A 14370-nucleotide genomic window follows, 5' to 3' on the forward strand; every position below is an offset into this window, starting at 1 on the left:
TATTGTCAAAGCCAGGCTGGAGATGGCTGGATTGGGCTGCCGGAACCCGTTACGGCTGGGGAAGTACGCGGGCGATCAGCATCACGTTGGCGAAGGGGTTGTGGCCGTTCATGGGCAGACATTCCACCTTGAAGCCACGTGCCTCCAGTGCGGCCACCCAGGCCTTCACCGGGCGGCACCACATGCGCGGCAGGCGATGCCCCTGGACGAAGGAAATACCGCGATCCACCAACTGGCTGATGCGAAAGCGCAGGCCACCCTCGGCATCGCCTACACGGGTCAGGAACAGCCCGCCAGGCGGCAGTGCCGCGCGAATCTTGTCGAGGAGGCGATCTTGCTCGGCGTAGTCGATGTAGTGCAGCACATCGAGGATGGCGATGGCGTTCAGCCCGGAGAGGTCGGCCGCGCGCATGTCGCCGCCGGAGAGTTCGACGCGCCCCGGGTAGCGCGGCTGCAAGGCGCGGTTGCCGACTTCGGCTTCGCGACCCATCAGCTCGCAGCCGCGAAAATGCAGGCCGCGGGGCGGTGGCGGGACGTCGTCGGGCCATTGCCCCTCATCGGCCAGACGCTCGGCGGCGAGGAACCAGGCTGCGAGCAGGCCGCGGCCGCAGCCCAGATCGGTGATGCGGGCGCCGTCCGGAAAGATCTGACGCTCCAGCAGGGCGCAGAAGATCGGATCATTGCCGAGCTTGCCGCGCCCCCAGCGGTAGTGGAACACGCCCAGCCCACGGTAGGGCGCGGTGGCGCGATCGAGGAGATGGCGTTTGAGGCTGGACTTCATGGCAGACAGGAGCGCAGGGTGACCGGGGTGAGGCCGCGTGCGGCGAGGGCTTCGAGCAGCCGTGGCAGGACGCCGAGAATGATCGGCTGGCCGGCCGCATCGCGCGCAGCGTGGCCATCGTGGAGGAGCAGGATGGCGCCGGGCTCGAGTCCCTTGCACAGGCGGGCGAGTACTTCGGCGGGATCGCTGCAGCGGGTGTCAAAGCCGCGCCGGCTCCAGGTGGCGAGATGCAGGCCCAAGGCTTGCAGCACTGGATCCAGGAAGGGATTGCGCAGTCCGGCCAGCGCCCGGTAGAAGCGCGGTGGCGTGCCGGCCAGTTCGCTGAGCGTGAATTGCGCGCTGCCGACCTCGCGGCGCCAGCCGCCAAAGCCGGAGAAGGCGAGGTGATTGCGGTGATGCATGCCGTGGTTCTCCACCGCATGACCCGCGGCCACCATGGCGCGCACGAGTTCAGGATGCCTGGCCGCGCGCTCGCCGATGCAGAAAAAACTGGCTACGGCGCCATGGGCGGCGAGGATCGCCAGCACCTGCGGGGTGACAGCGGGGTCGGGGCCGTCGTCGATGGTGATTGCCACCTCGCGCCGCGCCGCGGCGTGCGCTGGCAGACGGGTGATGTTGGCACCGAGGAGTGTGCTCTGCGGCCACATGCCGGCCAGGCCCAGCACCAGATGGTCCAGCACGAAGATCGCCAGCAGCACCGGCCACCAATCCGGGCGCAGCAGCAGGGCCACGGCCAGCGCGCCATGCAGGCCCAGCGAGAAACGCATGAAGGGGCTCAGCTTCATGCGCGGCTCCAGGGGCCGTGGTCCAGCCAGTGTGCCCACTGCGCCTGCCAGGCCGGCCAGTCGTGCGCGCCGGGCAATTCGGTGCGGCAGGTGGCGGGCAGGGTGTCCATCAGCAGGCGCTGGCCGCGGATGAAGCGGTCTTCCGTGCCGGTGATGGCGTGAATCGGGCAGGGCCAGTGCTCGCTACGCTGGCATTCGGCGAGCCAGCGCCAGAACACGCGTTCGTCGCCTTGCTGAGCCTCGGGTGTCTCGAGCCAGCTTTGCGGTCCGCCAGCGCTGCGGATCTCGCCCAGGATGTCTCCGGTGCCGGGGTAGGGCGAGAGCAGGCACAGACCGGCAAGCTCCGCTGCGTGCTGGCTGGCGTAGAGCAGGCTGTTGAAGGCGCCCAGCGAGATGCCGGCGAGCCAGATCTGGCGGTAGCCGGCGGCCTGGGCCGGCTGGATGACTTCGGTGTGCAGTGTGCTTTCCACCGTGCGCGCCATGACGTGGGTGTAGTCCAGCGCGGCGCACTGGATGTCGAAGGCGTAGCCACGCTCACGCACGGCGGCGATGAAGCCCTGGCGCGCGAAATCCTCCAGCGCAATTTCGGCGCCCGGCAGCAGGATCAGCAGGCGCTCGCTGCCGCCCGGATGAGAGTCAGTGAGCAGACGCATCCTGATCCCGCGCGAGGATGGCGGCCGACACCAGTGCCAGGAAGGCGCCGGGGCCGACGGTGCAACCGAGGTAAGCGAGCACCGGCACCGAGGAGAAGGCCAGCACGCCGAAGCTGCCGACGGCCGTGAGGTTGGCAACCAGGATCGAGACTTGTACCTGGCGTTGCTGCTCGGCGTTGCCGGCGTGGCTGCCGGCGTCGAAAAACAGCGTGTAGTTGCGGCCGATTGCTACGACCAGCAAGAGGCCGATCAGATGCAGGATGGTGAGACTGGTGCCGCTGGCGAGCAGGCCGGCAGTCACTCCGATCACGGCGCAGGCCAGCGGTGCCACGGCGCGCAGCGCACGCGGCAGGGAGCGCAGGGCGGCGAGCAGCAGCAGGAAGATCACGCCCATGCCACAGGCCACCAGCAGCTTGGCTTCGGAGAGATAGCTGGCGAAGAGGCTGGTGGATTCTTCGAGGATGTCCAGCACCGTCACGCCGGATTGCCCGGCCCCCTGCAGGGCAGCTTCGAGCGCGCGGGTGTCGAGTTCTTCCTGGCCCGCCGGCGCCCGCAGCGGCAGCAGCACCAGCCAGTCCTGCTGGCGCTGGATCAGTAGCGAGTCCACGCCCAGCGCGGCGGAGCTGCCGGCGAGATCCGCCCGGCTCAGCAGGGGCTGCTGACGTGCTTTCTGCACATCGGCCACGAAGCCGTCGAGGCGCTCCGCACGCACCGGCAGCTCGCGCAGGGCGTCGCTGAGGCGGCTGCGCAGACTGGCCTCGTCCGGCAGGGCTTGCTGGCGGGCCTGCTGGGTCTGCCGGCTGGGCAGGAACTGGGCTGGCGAGGTGAAGCCACCGAGGCGCCCGGCCGCCACTTCGGCGCGCAGCACGTGACCCACGGCTTCGGCCGCCTGCAGCGCGTGCTCGGCATCCGGCGCGGTGAGCGCGGCGATGTAGCGCATGTCCGGCGCGCCCATGTCATTGCGCAGGGCCATGTCCAGATCCTGCTCGGCGCGCGTCACCGGGCTCAGTGCGTTGAGCTGGCGGTTCCAGATGGCATCTCCCTGCCACAGGATCCAGGCCGTGGCGGCGAGCGCGCCGGCCAGCAGCAACGGACGCAGGCGGCGCAGGCTGCGGAAGATGCGGTCGAGCAGGCGGGCCGGGGCGGACAGATCGCTGATCTGCAGTTGCTGCGGCATCAAGGCCGGCAGCACATGGCGGGCGACCAGCGCCGCACCGACCAGCCCGGCCATCGAGAACACGCCAAGCTGGGCGAGGCCCGGGAAGCCGGAGACCAGCAACACGGCGAAGCCGGCCAGCGAACACAGTACGCCGAGCCACATGGTGCGCCAGAAGCGCGAGGCTTCGATGCCGGCAGCGCGCTGGATGAAGTAGTAGATCGAGTAATCGACTGATTCACCGATCAGGGTGGAGCCGAAGGCGAGCGTGAGGCCGTGGATATTGCCGAAGACGAGGCTCACCGCAGCGATGCCGGCCACCAGGCCACTGGCCACCGGTAGCAGGCCCAGGCCGAGCAGGCGTGGTGAGCGATAGATCGCCAGCAGCAGGCCGATCACCAGGATGCTGCTGCCGATTGCAAGGCGGTGGATGTCGCTCTGGATACGCTCGCGCGACGTCACCGAGAACACCGCCGTGCCGCTCAGCAGCAGGCGATGTCCCGCCTGGTGCGCAGGCAGGCTGGCGAAGGTTTCGCGCACGCGCTCGAGGCTGGCAGCCTGGGCGTCGGTATCGGAGCCGTCGGCACGGGTCTGGACCAGCAGCAGGGCGCGTGTGCCGTCGCGCGAGGCCCAGGCACCTTCGAGCTGGCGCGGCTGCTGGCCACCGGCGAACTGCTCGAGCAGGGCCAGGGTTTCACCGGTCGGATCGCGTGGCAGGAGCTTCTTGAGCATCAGGCCGGCGTCGCCCGAAAGTTTCTCCACCGAGGCGCCGATGGCCGCCTGCAGGCCCTCGCTGCTGAAGCGCTCGGCACTCATCGCCGGGCTCAGCAGATAGCGGTTGTCGAAAAAGTAGCTGCGGTCGCGTGCCTCGACCGAGGCTTCGCCGTTCTGCACGCCGACGAAGGCCGGATCCTGGCGCAGGCGGGCCGCCAGTTGGCGCGAGAGGTCGGCGCGGCTGGCCGCATCGCCGCCTTCGATGCCCACCATCACGAGGCGGGCAATGATGCCGTCACGCAGCTGCTCGATCAGCATCTGCTGACGGGCATTCGGGGCCTTGGGCATGAAGGCCGAGAGGTCGGCGATGAAGCGGGTGTGCAGGATCACCGTGACGCAGGCGGCCAGCGCCAGCAGCCACAGGCCCAGCGGCAGGGCGTGGGTGCGCAGGCGGGCGATCACGGCCCCACCTTGCTGATCAGCATCTCGGAATGGTCGCCATCGGCCAGTGCGAATTCGATGCGCTGCACTTCACCCTGGCGGCCGCTGATCGCGATGCGGGTGAGGATGGCGCTCATGCTGGTGTATTTCGGCAGCAGGATCAGCTGCCATTTATCCGCCGCGCCGAGCAGGTTGAGCTGATAGCTGTTTTCGAGCGCCTTGCGGTCGCCGGCCAGGGTGGCGCGAATGCTGTCGACGAAGGCGGCCACTTCCGGATAGCTCGAAAGGTTCAGGTTCAGCGGGGCCTTGCCGGCCTGCTCGATGTAGAGTTTGTCGCCTTCCAGGCGCAGTAGCTCGGGGCGCGGCTTGAGGGTTCGTTTTTCAAGCTTGTCCGGTGCGGTGAAGGCCAGCGTGCCGGAGGACTCGACCGGCTTGTCGAGAATGCCGATGTATTTCTTTTCGATGTAACTGGCGCGGCCGGATTTTTGCTGGGCGAGCAGCTTGAAGAGCTCAGCCGCGGGCCATTCCGCGGCCTGGATGGCGAGGGGGGCGAGCAGCAGGGCGGGCAGCAGCACCGCGCCAAGCAGACGGCGCAGGCGGGCGTGAAGATCAGGAGTGCTCGGCACGGGCGGATTTCCAGAAGTCGAAGAAGTTGAACCAGTTGTGGGGTGCGGCGCGCACATGCTTTTCGAGCACCCGCACATAGTTTTCCATCGCGGCGCGGATGGCCGCATCGCGCTCACGCGGCCCTACCTGGCTGAAGTCGGCAATCTGTTCGAAGTGCACGTCGTAGCGCTTACCGCCACGGTACAGACCGATCATGAAGAATACCGGGTGGCGCAGCATCGCCGCCATGCGGAAGGGGCCACTCGGGAAGTGCGCCGGGCTGCCGAGAAAATCCAGTGTCTCGTAGGCGTCGTCACCGCTGGCGCGGTCAGCCAGGATGCCGACCATGGCGCCCTCGATCAGGCGGTTGTGTACCTCCAGCATCGAATCGAGGCGCCCCAGCGGAATGATGTCCTGCATAGCGTCCGGGTTGATGGCAGAGAGCGCCGAGTTGATCAGGCGGGCGTTGTCCGGGTACATCGCCATGCTCACCTTGAGTCTGGGGTTGGCGCGTGCCAGGCTGCGCATTACTTCGAAGCTGCCGACATGGGCGCCGAACAGGAAGAAGCCGCCGTCGCGGGCATGCAGTTCGTGGAGGACTTCGGCGCCGATCTGGCGCAGATCGAACTCGTCGAAGCAGTCGTTGAGCAGATAGGTGCGATCGTGGATGGTGCTGGCAAAAGCCAGGATGTGGCGGTACAGATCGAGCCAGCCGGCTGGGCGTCCGAGTACGCGCGGCAGAAATTCGCGCAGGGCGGCGCGTGCCGGCGCCACTGCCAGCAAGAAGTAGAGTGCAATGCCATAGACGATCAGCCGCGAGGCGCGGCGGCCGAAGCTCAGCGAGATCCAGCGCATCACGCGCAGCCAGAACAGGGAGCCGCGCTCCTTGCGCTGCATCCATTCGGGCGTGCGCTTGTCTGCCATGGCACTCACGCCCTGGGCTCCAGCGTGAAGCGGCCGCTGGCCACCTTGCGCTCGGCGCAGCGGATTTCGAAGCGGGCGCTGTCGCCACTGGTGCTGAAATCGAGCTCAAGTGCCTCGCCAGGCAAGGCCGGGCTGAGAAACTTGGCCATGGCCAGGCCGCTTACCTGCTGCCCGCTGGCGGATTCGATGGCGAGCTGGGCCTGATCGAGCAAGACCACGCCCGGCACGATGGGGCGACCCGGGAAGTGACCGGCAAAGGCAGGGTGATCGGCAGGGATCGGCAGGGGTAGGGCAGGCATGTCAGGCACGGGCTTTCAAATGCTGCTCGATCAGGGCCTGCATCTCGGCGGCCGGGATCTTGCCGGTGGCATTGCGCGGCAGGTGTTCGAGAAACACGATCGGGCGCGGCAGGAAGAGCGGGTCGAGGTGCGGGCGCAAGGCCTTGATGAGCTCGGCCGTGGTGAGCCCGGGAGCCACCACGAAGGCGGCGAGACGCCCGGCTTCGCTTTCGTCCGGCAGGCAGAAGGCCGCGTCGCGCACCCCCGGCAGCTTGCACAGGATGTGATTGAGGTAGGCCAGAGAGGAGCGCTTGCCGGCAATATTGATCATGTCGGCATGGCGGCCGATCAGGCGAAAGTGGCCTTCATCGAGCAATTCCAGCACATCGCCGAGCTGCTGGCGCAGCTCCAGAAAGGCGCCGTCGGCCCAGGTGTAGTCGCCCTCCTGCTCCAGCCTGAGGCCTTCGAACAAGGCCCAATCAGGGCCGGCGGTGGTGCGGCGGGTGGCGATCTGGCCGGTTTCGGTGGAGCCGTAGATCTCCAGCAGCGGCGCGCCGAGCTGGGCTTCTGCACGTGTGGCCAGCTCGGTGGCAAGCGGCGCGGTGGCGGACAGCAGGGCGGCCAGCGGTGGCAGGGCGATTTCGGCGTCGAGCAGATTGCGCAGATGGAAGGGCGTGGTGACCAGGAAGCGCGGCGCTGGCAAGTCCGCCAATGCCGAGGCTACGTCGGCCGGGAAGAAGGGGCGTTCGCCGCACAGGATGCCGCCGCCAAAAATCGGTAGCAGCACGGTCGACTCCAGTCCGTACATATGCTGGAAAGGCACTGTGCCGAGCACCGCACAGGGTCCGCCCGTGGTGGCCCAGATGCGCCGGGCCTCGGCTTGGGCACAGGCAAAGAGGCGGCCAAAGGTCTTGATATGGGGCTGGGGCTGGCCAGTCGAGCCGGAGGTGAATACGCAGGCCACCACCTGTTCTGCCGGGATCTGCGGCATGGATGGCGTGGCCGTTGCCATCTCCGGAGCGGTGATGCGCAGGGTGGGCAGGCCAAAGGGCGGCTCCTGCTGGTCGCTGAGGCAGAGCAGATCCGGGTGCGCGGCGTGCAGCGCGGCGATGTTTTCCGGTGCGGTGCTGTTTGGCAGCAGGCTCAGGTTGCCGTGCGCGATGGCGGCGAAGAGTCCGAGCGCGAAGTGGTAGCGATCATTGCAGAGATTCAGCAGGGGCCTGCCTGCAGGCAGCGCTGCGGCCAGCGCCAGCACCTGAGAAAGGAACTCGTCCTGGCTGATGGCGCGCCCCGCGTGCAGGGCGAGAACATGTCCGACAGGGGCGGGCGGGAGCAGGGGCAGGGATGACATACGGCTCCTCACTGCTTGCGCTGGGAGTATTCGCGGTAGGCCTTGATGGTCTGCGCGATGCTGGCGTGGCGATTGCGCGGCAAGGTGCGCTGGCGGATCGCGAACTCGATCACGAAGATCGCCCCGATGATCACCGGGGTCAGCAGGTTGGCAAATACCGACCACCACGCAAGCGGCCCGAGCCAGAACAGCAGCACCGAGAGCAGGGTGGTAAGTGCGAAATAGGCGGTCCACACCACGGTGACGCGCCAGGTGTAGAGGTAGAAAGCGGCATCCAGATCGTTGCCATACACCACGCGCGAAACCTGCGAGCACAGCGCAGCCGAGTGATCGTGGCCGAGCGTGCGGCCGAACATCACCCCGAGCATGGCGTGCATGCCCGCATGCTGGATGAAGTAGACCCAGGCCGTATTGGCGCGCAGGTAATCCAGCTTCAGCAGCATGGCGAGCAGCGCTACCACGCACAGCCCAAGCAGCCACGGCGAGCGGCTGGCCCAGGCCAGCAGCAGGGCGCTGACCGACAGCGGCGCCAGCCCGATCAGCAGACTCAGCAGCGGCGGATCGCTGGAAATCGAAGCCTGGTGCCCCAGCCACAGGTAAGCAGCGCCCACCACGGCGATCAGCCCGGTGCGCAGCCACTGCATGCCGCTCATCACGACTTACTTCGTACGCTTGGCGGCAATATGGCCCGCGAGGCTGCGCAAGGAGGAGAAGATGCGGAAGTTGTCTTCGCTGTCCGCCTTGAGCTGGAAGCCGTAACGCTTGGACACGACCAGCGCCACTTCGAGGATGTCGATCGAATCCAGGCCGAGGCCGTCATCGCCATAGAGGGCCTCTTCGGCCTTGATCTCGTCCGCGCTGATCTCAAGATTCAGGGCTTCGACGATCATGCCGGCCACCTCGCGTTCGAGGGCGGCATCGCTGGCTGCGGGTTCTTGCTGGCTCATGGTGCAAAAGGAAGTAAAAGGTCAATCAACAATTATACAGGCGGCGGGCTGAGCCAGATCAGCCAAGCTTGGTCGGGCGCAGCCAGCGCCGGCAGGCGCAGGGTAGAATCGGCTGCTTTCCGGATTTGAGGGCAGACCCCATGGACAAGCATAACGAAAACCTGCGCGATGCAAAGCTGGCGATGGCCGAGGCGGATTGCCTGGTCGACAACGCACAGGTTGAAGCCGCGCTGGACGCCCTGGCCGGGCGCATTACCGAGAAGCTGGGCGAGAGCGATCCGCTGGTCTTCACCGTGATGAATGGTGGCCTGGTGCTCGCCGGGCGCCTCCTGCCCAAGCTCCACTTCCCCCTCGAAGTGGCCTACCTGCATGCCTCGCGCTACGGGCATGCCCTCAACGGCACCCTGCTCGACTGGCGTGTGCGCCCCACCCAGGATCTGCGTGGCCGCACGGTGCTGATCCTCGATGACATCCTCGACGAAGGCTTCACCCTGAAGGCCATTCTCGAGCACCTCAAGGCCGAAGGCGCCGCTGAGGTGTATTCCGCGGTGCTGGTGCATAAGCTCCACGAGCGCAAGGCCTACCCCGGCATGCGCGCCGACTTTACCGGGCTGGACGTGGCTGACCGCTTCCTCTTCGGTTGCGGCATGGACTACAAGGGCTACTGGCGCAATGCGCCGGGGATCTATGCGCTCAAGGGGCACTGAGCCTCAGGATGGCCCCCCGAATGCGGGGTAAAAAAACAAACGCCGGTTTTTGCCGGCGTTTGTTTTTTACAACGTTTTTAATGATTTTGTACTGTTTTGTTGATTTTCGTGGGCAAGAGCCTGCGGGTGACTTGCTACTGTGCGGCCGCGCAAGTGCGTGACTGCGCCAGAGCAAAACCATCAATAAACTGGAGAAACCATGATTCGTCGCATTCTTACCTGTAGCTTCCTTGCTGCCGCAGCCCTCATGACGGGCTGTGCTTCCGTGCCGATGGCGACCCCCGAGCAGGATGCCGCCGCCAAGAGCTTCGCCGTGACCGCAGACAAGGCAAACGTTTATATCTACCGCAACGAGAACCTTGGCGGTGCGGTCAAGATGCCGGTCGTGCTGGACGGCAAGATCGTGGGGGACACGCTTGCAAAGACCTACATCAAGCAGGAAGTCGCAGCCGGTTCGCACACCATCGTGTCCAAGGCCGAGAACGATGCCGAGCTGAAGTTTGATGTGGTAGCTGGGAAAAACTATTTTGTGTGGCAGGAAGTGAAGATGGGGATCTGGATGGCCCGCTCGGCACTGAACCTGGTGGACGAAGCCCAGGGCAAGGCGGGTGTTGCCGAGTGCAAGCTGATCGAAGGCGCGAAGTAAGCCCTCACTGAGCGCTGGCATGGAAAAGGGTTCCTGTTGCAGGAGCCCTTTTTGTTTATGGAGCGCATCTCGTGCTTTGCGTGGTCACATATGCCGCTCAGCGCGCCTGCCAGATCGCCAGTAGGGCGCCGGCCAGCACGAACCAGGCGAGGGTGGCGCTGATCAGGGTGGGCGCAAGCGCCAGGCGTGGGCTTAGCCAGTACACCACCAGCAGGTAGCCCGCATAGGGCAGCAGCGAGCACAGCCCGAACAGGGCGGTGGTCTGCAGATCGGCTGCAGAGCGCTCGGAGCCGACGATGTAATGGGCGATCAGGGCGAAGGTCGGGAATAGCGGCACCAGCCCGGCCACAAAAAAATGCTGCGAGCGCGACAGCAGGGCGATCAGCAGGACTGCGGCGGCACCGAGAAGGCTTTTGAGGAGCAGGGCAAGCATGGTGTTGGCCTTTAAGCTTCCCGCCCGAAGTGGGTCAGCCGTACATCCACCGTCAGCGAGATTTCGGTCAGCGCCGCCGCGCGGGCACGGCCTTCCGCCGTGGCGCGGTAGAGGTGTGGCGTCATGGCCAGCAGGTCGGCGATCTGCTCGGTGCCACAAACCTTCGCGCGGTAGCTGAGGGTTTTGCTGGTGGGCGCAGTGAAGCCTGTCGGGGTGAGGGTTTCGCCGCTGCGGGGAGGTTTGAGGCTGGGGTAAATGACTTCACGCAGCTCGCGCAGATGGTCCGGCCCGGCGTCCACCTGCAACAGGAAACCGCCGGGTTTGAGGACGCGGGCGAACTCGGTGTAGACCGGGAAGCCGAACATGCACAGCACCCGATCCAGCGTGGCGGGCAGCACCGGCAGGGCGGCATTGCTGCCAACCACCCAGGTCGATTGCTTGTCCCGCTTGGCTGCCGCCAGCACGGCCCACTTCGAGATGTCGAGGCCCAGCAGGGCCAGCGTCTGACCCTCGCGCTCCGCCGCTGCTGCCAGCTGGCGCAGGTAATAGCCCTCACCGCAGCCGGCATCCAGGCAGCCCAGCGTGTCCGCCGACTGCCCGGCCAGAATGGCCTGGCTGACCGCTGCAGCGATCGGAGCGTAATGGCCGGCTTCCAGAAAGCGCCGGCGTGCGGCGACCATTTCCTTGCTGTCGCCCGGATCCAGCGAGCGTTTGTTCTGCACAGGCAACAGATTGGTGTAGCCCTGGCTGGCGATATCGAAGCTGTGGCCAGCGGCGCAGCACAGGGCTGCGCTCTTGTGCTGCAGGGGATGGCCATCGAGCGGGCAGGCGAGCGCCTGAAATGGGAGGGGGGTCATCGGATTCGTGTTCATGGCAAGCGGCTTGCCAGGATGCTGCGGTGAGGGGAGTGGGCGGTGAGGATTCTACCCACTCGGCGCAGGGGGCTTCCACTAGGTCTAGCCGCGCGGGCCTTCGAACTCGAATTCGGTGTCGCCCCACCGCGGGCACGCAGGTCCTGCGCGGCGTGCGGGCAAAAAAGTGGCCGTTACCGGTCGGTAACGGCCAAATAGGACAGATTGGAGACAGACCCGTAGCGGCCTCTGTGAAAACCGGAACGGCAGCACTACACGTGGTCGGCACGCCGGGCGCCCCGGCCACGTGCTTTACTTCGGATTCAGGAGCATTCTGCCTTGAATTCGTTTCGCCCGTAAACTAAGTGGGGTGATTTTGGTGAATTCTATGGCTTTCTTGTCAGACAACAAATTCCAATTACGTGCCAGCAGGGGTGAGATATGACGAGTGGAGCGTTTTCTGGGACCAGCGCTAGCCTTTCAGGCGAATTCGCGATCCTGGCGGGAGGCTGTTTTTGGTGCACTGAGGCGGTATTTGCGCCCTTGCGTGGAGTGCTGGCGGTGGAGCCGGGCTATATCGGCGGTGAGTTGTCAGACACCGCCAACTATGAAGCCGTTTGCAGTGGCCAAACTGGTCATGCGGAGGCGGTGCGGGTGCGCTTTGATCCCGTTTTGCTCACTTATCGCGACTTGCTCGAAGTGTTTTTCGCCACGCATGATCCGACCCAGCTCAATCGCCAGGGCAATGACGTGGGCAGCCAATACCGCTCGGCGATCTTCTGGCTGGACGAGGCGCAGCGGACCACGGCGCAAGCCTTGCTAGACGCGCTGCAGCAGGCGGATGCCTATAGCGCGCCGATCGTGACGGAAGTCGTGGCGGCCGGCGAATTCTTCCCGGCTGAGGCTTATCATCACGACTACTATCGCCGCAATCCACAGCAGGGCTACTGCGCTTTCGTGATTGCGCCCAAGCTTGGCAAACTCCGCGCGAAATTCGCGAATCTCCTGAAAAACGACGCATGAAGGATCTCGAAGCGCTCGGGATGGGCATTTACGCCATCGATAGCGGCTATCTGCGCCCGCGCATGGATGCTCTGCACCTGATCGTCGAGGGTGGCCGCGCCGCGCTGGTCGAAAGCGGCACCGCGCACTCGGTACCGCGTGTCCTGGCAGCGCTGGCGGCGCTTGGTTTGGCGCCAGAGGCCGTGGATTGGATGCTGTTGACGCATGTCCATCTGGATCACGCGGGGGGAGCCGGGGCGCTGATGCAGGTGCTGCCGAACGCCCGTCTGGTGGTGCATCCGCGTGGGGCGCGGCACATGATCGAGCCTTCGAAGCTGTGGGCAGGCACCGTCGCCGTGTATGGCGAAGCCTTCGCGCGTGAGGCCTATGGCGAACTGGTTCCGGTGCCGGCCGGGCGTGTGCTGGAAGCCACGGACGGGTTGCTCATCGAGCTGGCCGGGCGGCGCATCGAAGTGATCGACGCGCCGGGGCACGCGCGCCACCATGTGTGTTATTTCGATACGTGCACGCAAGGCTGGTTTTCCGGTGACGCCTTTGGCCTCTCCTATCGCGAGACGGATCGCGCGGGTCGGGCCTTCATTTTCCCGGCGACCACGCCGGTGCAGTTCGAGCCGGCCGCGATGCATGCCACGATCGCGCGCATGCTGGCGCGGAAGCCGGCCTGCATGTATCTCACGCATTACAGCCGGGTGACGGATCTGACCCGGCTGGCGGCCGATCTGCAGCGTCTGATCGACGCCTTTGTGGAGATCGCCGAAGCCGCTGCCAATGTGGCGGAAGACATGCAGCGGGCGCTGATCCGCGCCGCGCTGGAATCCCTGCTGCGGCGTGAGGCTTCGGAGCAGGGCTGGGCGCTACAAGGCAATGAGGCGGTGGCGCTGTATGCCACCGATCTGGAACTGAACGCACAGGGTTTGCAGCTATGGCTGAAGAACAGGGCCTGAACGGGGCCGATCAGGCACGCCGTTTCGGTGGCGTGGGGCGCCTCTATGGCGAGGCGGCGGCGCAGCGTTTTGCGGCGGCGAAAGTGTGTGTGGTGGGCATTGGCGGAGTCGGCTCATGGGTCGCCGAAGCCCTGGCGCGCAGCGCCGTGGGCCAGCTGACCCTGATCGATCTGGACATGGTGGCCGAATCGAATGCCAACCGGCAGATCCATGCGCTGGACCCTGTGTGGGGGATGGCCAAGGTGGAGGCGATGCGTGCGCGCATTTTGGCCATCAATCCCGCTTGCGAAGTGCGCTGTGTGGAGGATTTCGTGACGCCGGAAAACCTGGCGGAGCTGCTGGGTGGGCATGATCTGATCGTCGATGCGATCGACCAGACCCGCGTCAAGGTGGCGATGGCCGCCTGGTGCGTGGCGCAGGGCGTGCCGCTGGTGATGGCCGGAGGTGCCGGCGGCAAGCAGGATCCGTCGCTGATTTGCAGTGCGGATCTATCCCGTACCGAGCAGGATCCCCTGCTGGCCCGGGTGCGCGCCCAGTTGCGCAAGGAGCATGGCTTTCCGAAGGATCCCAAGCGCAAGTTCGGTATCACCGCGATCTATTCCAGCGAGCCGCTCCAGCGTCCGGTAGTCTGCGAGAGCGGCGAGCCGGTCGACGCGCCACAAGGCCTGTCCTGTGCGGGTTACGGCTCCGCAGTGTGCGTGACGGCGCCGTTCGGTTTTTTTGCCGCAGCCGCGGCCTTGCGTCTTCTTTCTTAGGTTTGAACCATGCACAGCATCATCCTGTTTGCCCATGGCGCCCGTGATCCGGAATGGGCGCGTCCGCTCCAGCGTCTGCGTGAAGCGGTGCTGGCGCGCCGCCCGGCGGCGGACGTGCGCCTGGCCTTCCTTGAGTTCATGACGCCCAGCCTGCCCGAGGCGATCGATGCCGCGGCGGCAGCGGGGGCCACCGATGTTGCGGTGGTGCCGGTGTTCCTGGCCCAGGGCGGCCATGTGCGGCGGGATGTGCCGGCTATGCTGGAAACGGCCTGTGCTCGCCATCCTGCGCTGGATATCCGCCTGCAACCGGTGCTCGGCGAGGCGCAGTCTGTTCTTGATGCGATGGCCGAGGTCGTGCTCGCCGGCTAGTCGGCG

The 14370-nt window shown here is 66.0% G+C and carries 18 protein-coding genes; 6 read left to right on the top strand and 12 right to left on the bottom strand.

Translation table 11 applies throughout. The features are described from left to right. Positions 1-49: 49 nt before the first annotated feature. From C0V76_RS14080 to C0V76_RS14125, 10 genes are read right to left on the bottom strand one after another with little or no spacing between them, the layout of a single operon-like run. Positions 50-781 (bottom strand): class I SAM-dependent methyltransferase, encoded by a 732-nt coding sequence (locus tag C0V76_RS14080; protein ID WP_101943252.1) that lies wholly within the window; start codon positions 779-781, stop codon positions 50-52. Continuing rightward, a complete protein-coding gene (locus C0V76_RS14085; RefSeq protein WP_101943253.1) occupies positions 778-1566 on the bottom strand; it encodes a polysaccharide deacetylase family protein in 789 nt (262 codons plus the stop codon). Before C0V76_RS14085 ends, C0V76_RS14080 begins: the two co-directional genes overlap by 4 nt. Continuing rightward, entirely contained in the window at positions 1563-2219 is a 657-nt protein-coding gene (locus C0V76_RS14090; RefSeq protein WP_101943254.1) for an alpha/beta hydrolase, read from the bottom strand. Before C0V76_RS14090 ends, C0V76_RS14085 begins: the two co-directional genes overlap by 4 nt. Beyond that, positions 2203-4551 carry an MMPL family transporter gene (locus tag C0V76_RS14095; protein WP_101943255.1) on the bottom strand — a complete coding sequence of 783 codons (2349 nt, stop codon included), beginning with the start codon at positions 4549-4551 and terminating at the stop codon, positions 2203-2205. Before C0V76_RS14095 ends, C0V76_RS14090 begins: the two co-directional genes overlap by 17 nt. Continuing rightward, positions 4548-5156, bottom strand: coding sequence for a LolA-related protein (locus C0V76_RS14100; RefSeq protein WP_101943256.1), 609 nt, complete (start codon positions 5154-5156; stop codon positions 4548-4550). Before C0V76_RS14100 ends, C0V76_RS14095 begins: the two co-directional genes overlap by 4 nt. Beyond that, positions 5140-6060 (bottom strand): acyl-CoA synthetase, encoded by a 921-nt coding sequence (locus tag C0V76_RS14105; RefSeq protein ID WP_101943413.1) that lies wholly within the window; start codon positions 6058-6060, stop codon positions 5140-5142. The genes C0V76_RS14100 and C0V76_RS14105 overlap by 17 nt, the downstream gene beginning before the upstream one ends. A 5-nt stretch (positions 6061-6065) precedes the next feature. Beyond that, the gene (locus C0V76_RS14110; protein WP_101943257.1) at positions 6066-6359 is read right to left on the bottom strand and encodes a beta-hydroxyacyl-ACP dehydratase; all 294 of its coding nucleotides are present in this window, start codon (positions 6357-6359) and stop codon (positions 6066-6068) included. 1 nt (position 6360) lies between these two features. Continuing rightward, on the bottom strand, positions 6361-7689 hold the full coding sequence (locus tag C0V76_RS14115) for an AMP-binding protein (protein WP_101943258.1): 1329 nt from the start codon (positions 7687-7689) through the stop codon (positions 6361-6363). Positions 7690-7697: 8 nt separating this feature from the next. Beyond that, positions 7698-8342 (bottom strand): hypothetical protein, encoded by a 645-nt coding sequence (locus C0V76_RS14120; protein WP_101943259.1) that lies wholly within the window; start codon positions 8340-8342, stop codon positions 7698-7700. A 6-nt stretch (positions 8343-8348) separates the two neighbouring features. After that, on the bottom strand, positions 8349-8636 hold the full coding sequence (locus C0V76_RS14125; RefSeq protein ID WP_101943260.1) for a phosphopantetheine-binding protein: 288 nt from the start codon (positions 8634-8636) through the stop codon (positions 8349-8351). Between the two features lie 140 nt (positions 8637-8776). On the opposite strand from C0V76_RS14125, the gene C0V76_RS14130 reads away from it, so the two are divergent. Both C0V76_RS14130 and C0V76_RS14135 read left to right on the top strand, forming a co-directional pair. Beyond that, entirely contained in the window at positions 8777-9343 is a 567-nt protein-coding gene (locus tag C0V76_RS14130; RefSeq protein WP_101943261.1) for a hypoxanthine-guanine phosphoribosyltransferase, read from the top strand. A 199-nt stretch (positions 9344-9542) separates the two neighbouring features. Then, positions 9543-9989: a DUF2846 domain-containing protein gene (locus C0V76_RS14135; protein WP_101943262.1), complete on the top strand. Its 447-nt coding sequence runs from the start codon at positions 9543-9545 to the stop codon at positions 9987-9989. Between the two features lie 97 nt (positions 9990-10086). Here C0V76_RS14135 and C0V76_RS14140 read toward each other — a convergent pair whose 3' ends face one another. Together C0V76_RS14140 and C0V76_RS14145 are read right to left on the bottom strand one after the other, a co-directional pair. Continuing rightward, the gene (locus C0V76_RS14140; RefSeq protein ID WP_101943263.1) at positions 10087-10422 is read right to left on the bottom strand and encodes a GlpM family protein; all 336 of its coding nucleotides are present in this window, start codon (positions 10420-10422) and stop codon (positions 10087-10089) included. 11 nt (positions 10423-10433) lie between these two features. Beyond that, on the bottom strand, positions 10434-11279 hold the full coding sequence (locus C0V76_RS14145) for a putative RNA methyltransferase (protein ID WP_101943264.1): 846 nt from the start codon (positions 11277-11279) through the stop codon (positions 10434-10436). 435 nt (positions 11280-11714) lie between these two features. Here C0V76_RS14145 and msrA point away from each other — a divergent pair, with 435 nt between their 5' ends. From msrA to C0V76_RS14165, 4 genes are read left to right on the top strand one after another with little or no spacing between them, the layout of a single operon-like run. Next, positions 11715-12296: a peptide-methionine (S)-S-oxide reductase MsrA gene (gene msrA / locus C0V76_RS14150; RefSeq protein ID WP_101943265.1), complete on the top strand. Its 582-nt coding sequence runs from the start codon at positions 11715-11717 to the stop codon at positions 12294-12296. Further along, positions 12293-13240, top strand: a complete 948-nt coding sequence (locus C0V76_RS14155) for an MBL fold metallo-hydrolase (protein WP_101943266.1) — start codon at positions 12293-12295, stop codon at positions 13238-13240. The genes msrA and C0V76_RS14155 overlap by 4 nt, the downstream gene beginning before the upstream one ends. Further along, on the top strand, positions 13219-13995 hold the full coding sequence (locus C0V76_RS14160) for a ThiF family adenylyltransferase (RefSeq protein ID WP_101943267.1): 777 nt from the start codon (positions 13219-13221) through the stop codon (positions 13993-13995). The genes C0V76_RS14155 and C0V76_RS14160 overlap by 22 nt, the downstream gene beginning before the upstream one ends. A 9-nt stretch (positions 13996-14004) precedes the next feature. Next, positions 14005-14364 (top strand): sirohydrochlorin chelatase, encoded by a 360-nt coding sequence (locus tag C0V76_RS14165; RefSeq protein WP_101943268.1) that lies wholly within the window; start codon positions 14005-14007, stop codon positions 14362-14364. The last annotated feature ends 6 nt before the right edge of the window (positions 14365-14370 follow it).

It is taken from the genome of Uliginosibacterium sp. TH139, from assembly GCF_002855595.1.
In the GTDB taxonomy this organism is placed as follows: Bacteria; Pseudomonadota; Gammaproteobacteria; order Burkholderiales; family Rhodocyclaceae; genus Uliginosibacterium; species Uliginosibacterium aquaticum.

Excerpts from the sequence above, each read along its gene's own strand:
- C0V76_RS14090 (WP_101943254.1), bottom strand. The coding sequence starts at position 2,219 with ATGCGTCTGCTCACTGACTCTCATCCGGGCGGCAGCGAGCGCCTGCTG.
- C0V76_RS14115 (WP_101943258.1), bottom strand. The coding sequence starts at position 7,689 with ATGTCATCCCTGCCCCTGCTCCCGCCCGCCCCTGTCGGACATGTTCTC.
- C0V76_RS14130 (WP_101943261.1), top strand. The coding sequence starts at position 8,777 with ATGGACAAGCATAACGAAAACCTGCGCGATGCAAAGCTGGCGATGGCC.
- msrA (WP_101943265.1), top strand. The coding sequence starts at position 11,715 with ATGACGAGTGGAGCGTTTTCTGGGACCAGCGCTAGCCTTTCAGGCGAA.
- C0V76_RS14105 (WP_101943413.1), bottom strand. The coding sequence starts at position 6,060 with ATGGCAGACAAGCGCACGCCCGAATGGATGCAGCGCAAGGAGCGCGGC.
- C0V76_RS14145 (WP_101943264.1), bottom strand. The coding sequence starts at position 11,279 with ATGACCCCCCTCCCATTTCAGGCGCTCGCCTGCCCGCTCGATGGCCAT.
- C0V76_RS14110 (WP_101943257.1), bottom strand. The coding sequence starts at position 6,359 with ATGCCTGCCCTACCCCTGCCGATCCCTGCCGATCACCCTGCCTTTGCC.
- C0V76_RS14080 (WP_101943252.1), bottom strand. The coding sequence starts at position 781 with ATGAAGTCCAGCCTCAAACGCCATCTCCTCGATCGCGCCACCGCGCCC.
- C0V76_RS14135 (WP_101943262.1), top strand. The coding sequence starts at position 9,543 with ATGATTCGTCGCATTCTTACCTGTAGCTTCCTTGCTGCCGCAGCCCTC.
- C0V76_RS14120 (WP_101943259.1), bottom strand. The coding sequence starts at position 8,342 with ATGAGCGGCATGCAGTGGCTGCGCACCGGGCTGATCGCCGTGGTGGGC.
- C0V76_RS14125 (WP_101943260.1), bottom strand. The coding sequence starts at position 8,636 with ATGAGCCAGCAAGAACCCGCAGCCAGCGATGCCGCCCTCGAACGCGAG.
- C0V76_RS14140 (WP_101943263.1), bottom strand. The coding sequence starts at position 10,422 with ATGCTTGCCCTGCTCCTCAAAAGCCTTCTCGGTGCCGCCGCAGTCCTG.
- C0V76_RS14160 (WP_101943267.1), top strand. The coding sequence starts at position 13,219 with ATGGCTGAAGAACAGGGCCTGAACGGGGCCGATCAGGCACGCCGTTTC.
- C0V76_RS14155 (WP_101943266.1), top strand. The coding sequence starts at position 12,293 with ATGAAGGATCTCGAAGCGCTCGGGATGGGCATTTACGCCATCGATAGC.
- C0V76_RS14165 (WP_101943268.1), top strand. The coding sequence starts at position 14,005 with ATGCACAGCATCATCCTGTTTGCCCATGGCGCCCGTGATCCGGAATGG.
- C0V76_RS14085 (WP_101943253.1), bottom strand. The coding sequence starts at position 1,566 with ATGAAGCTGAGCCCCTTCATGCGTTTCTCGCTGGGCCTGCATGGCGCG.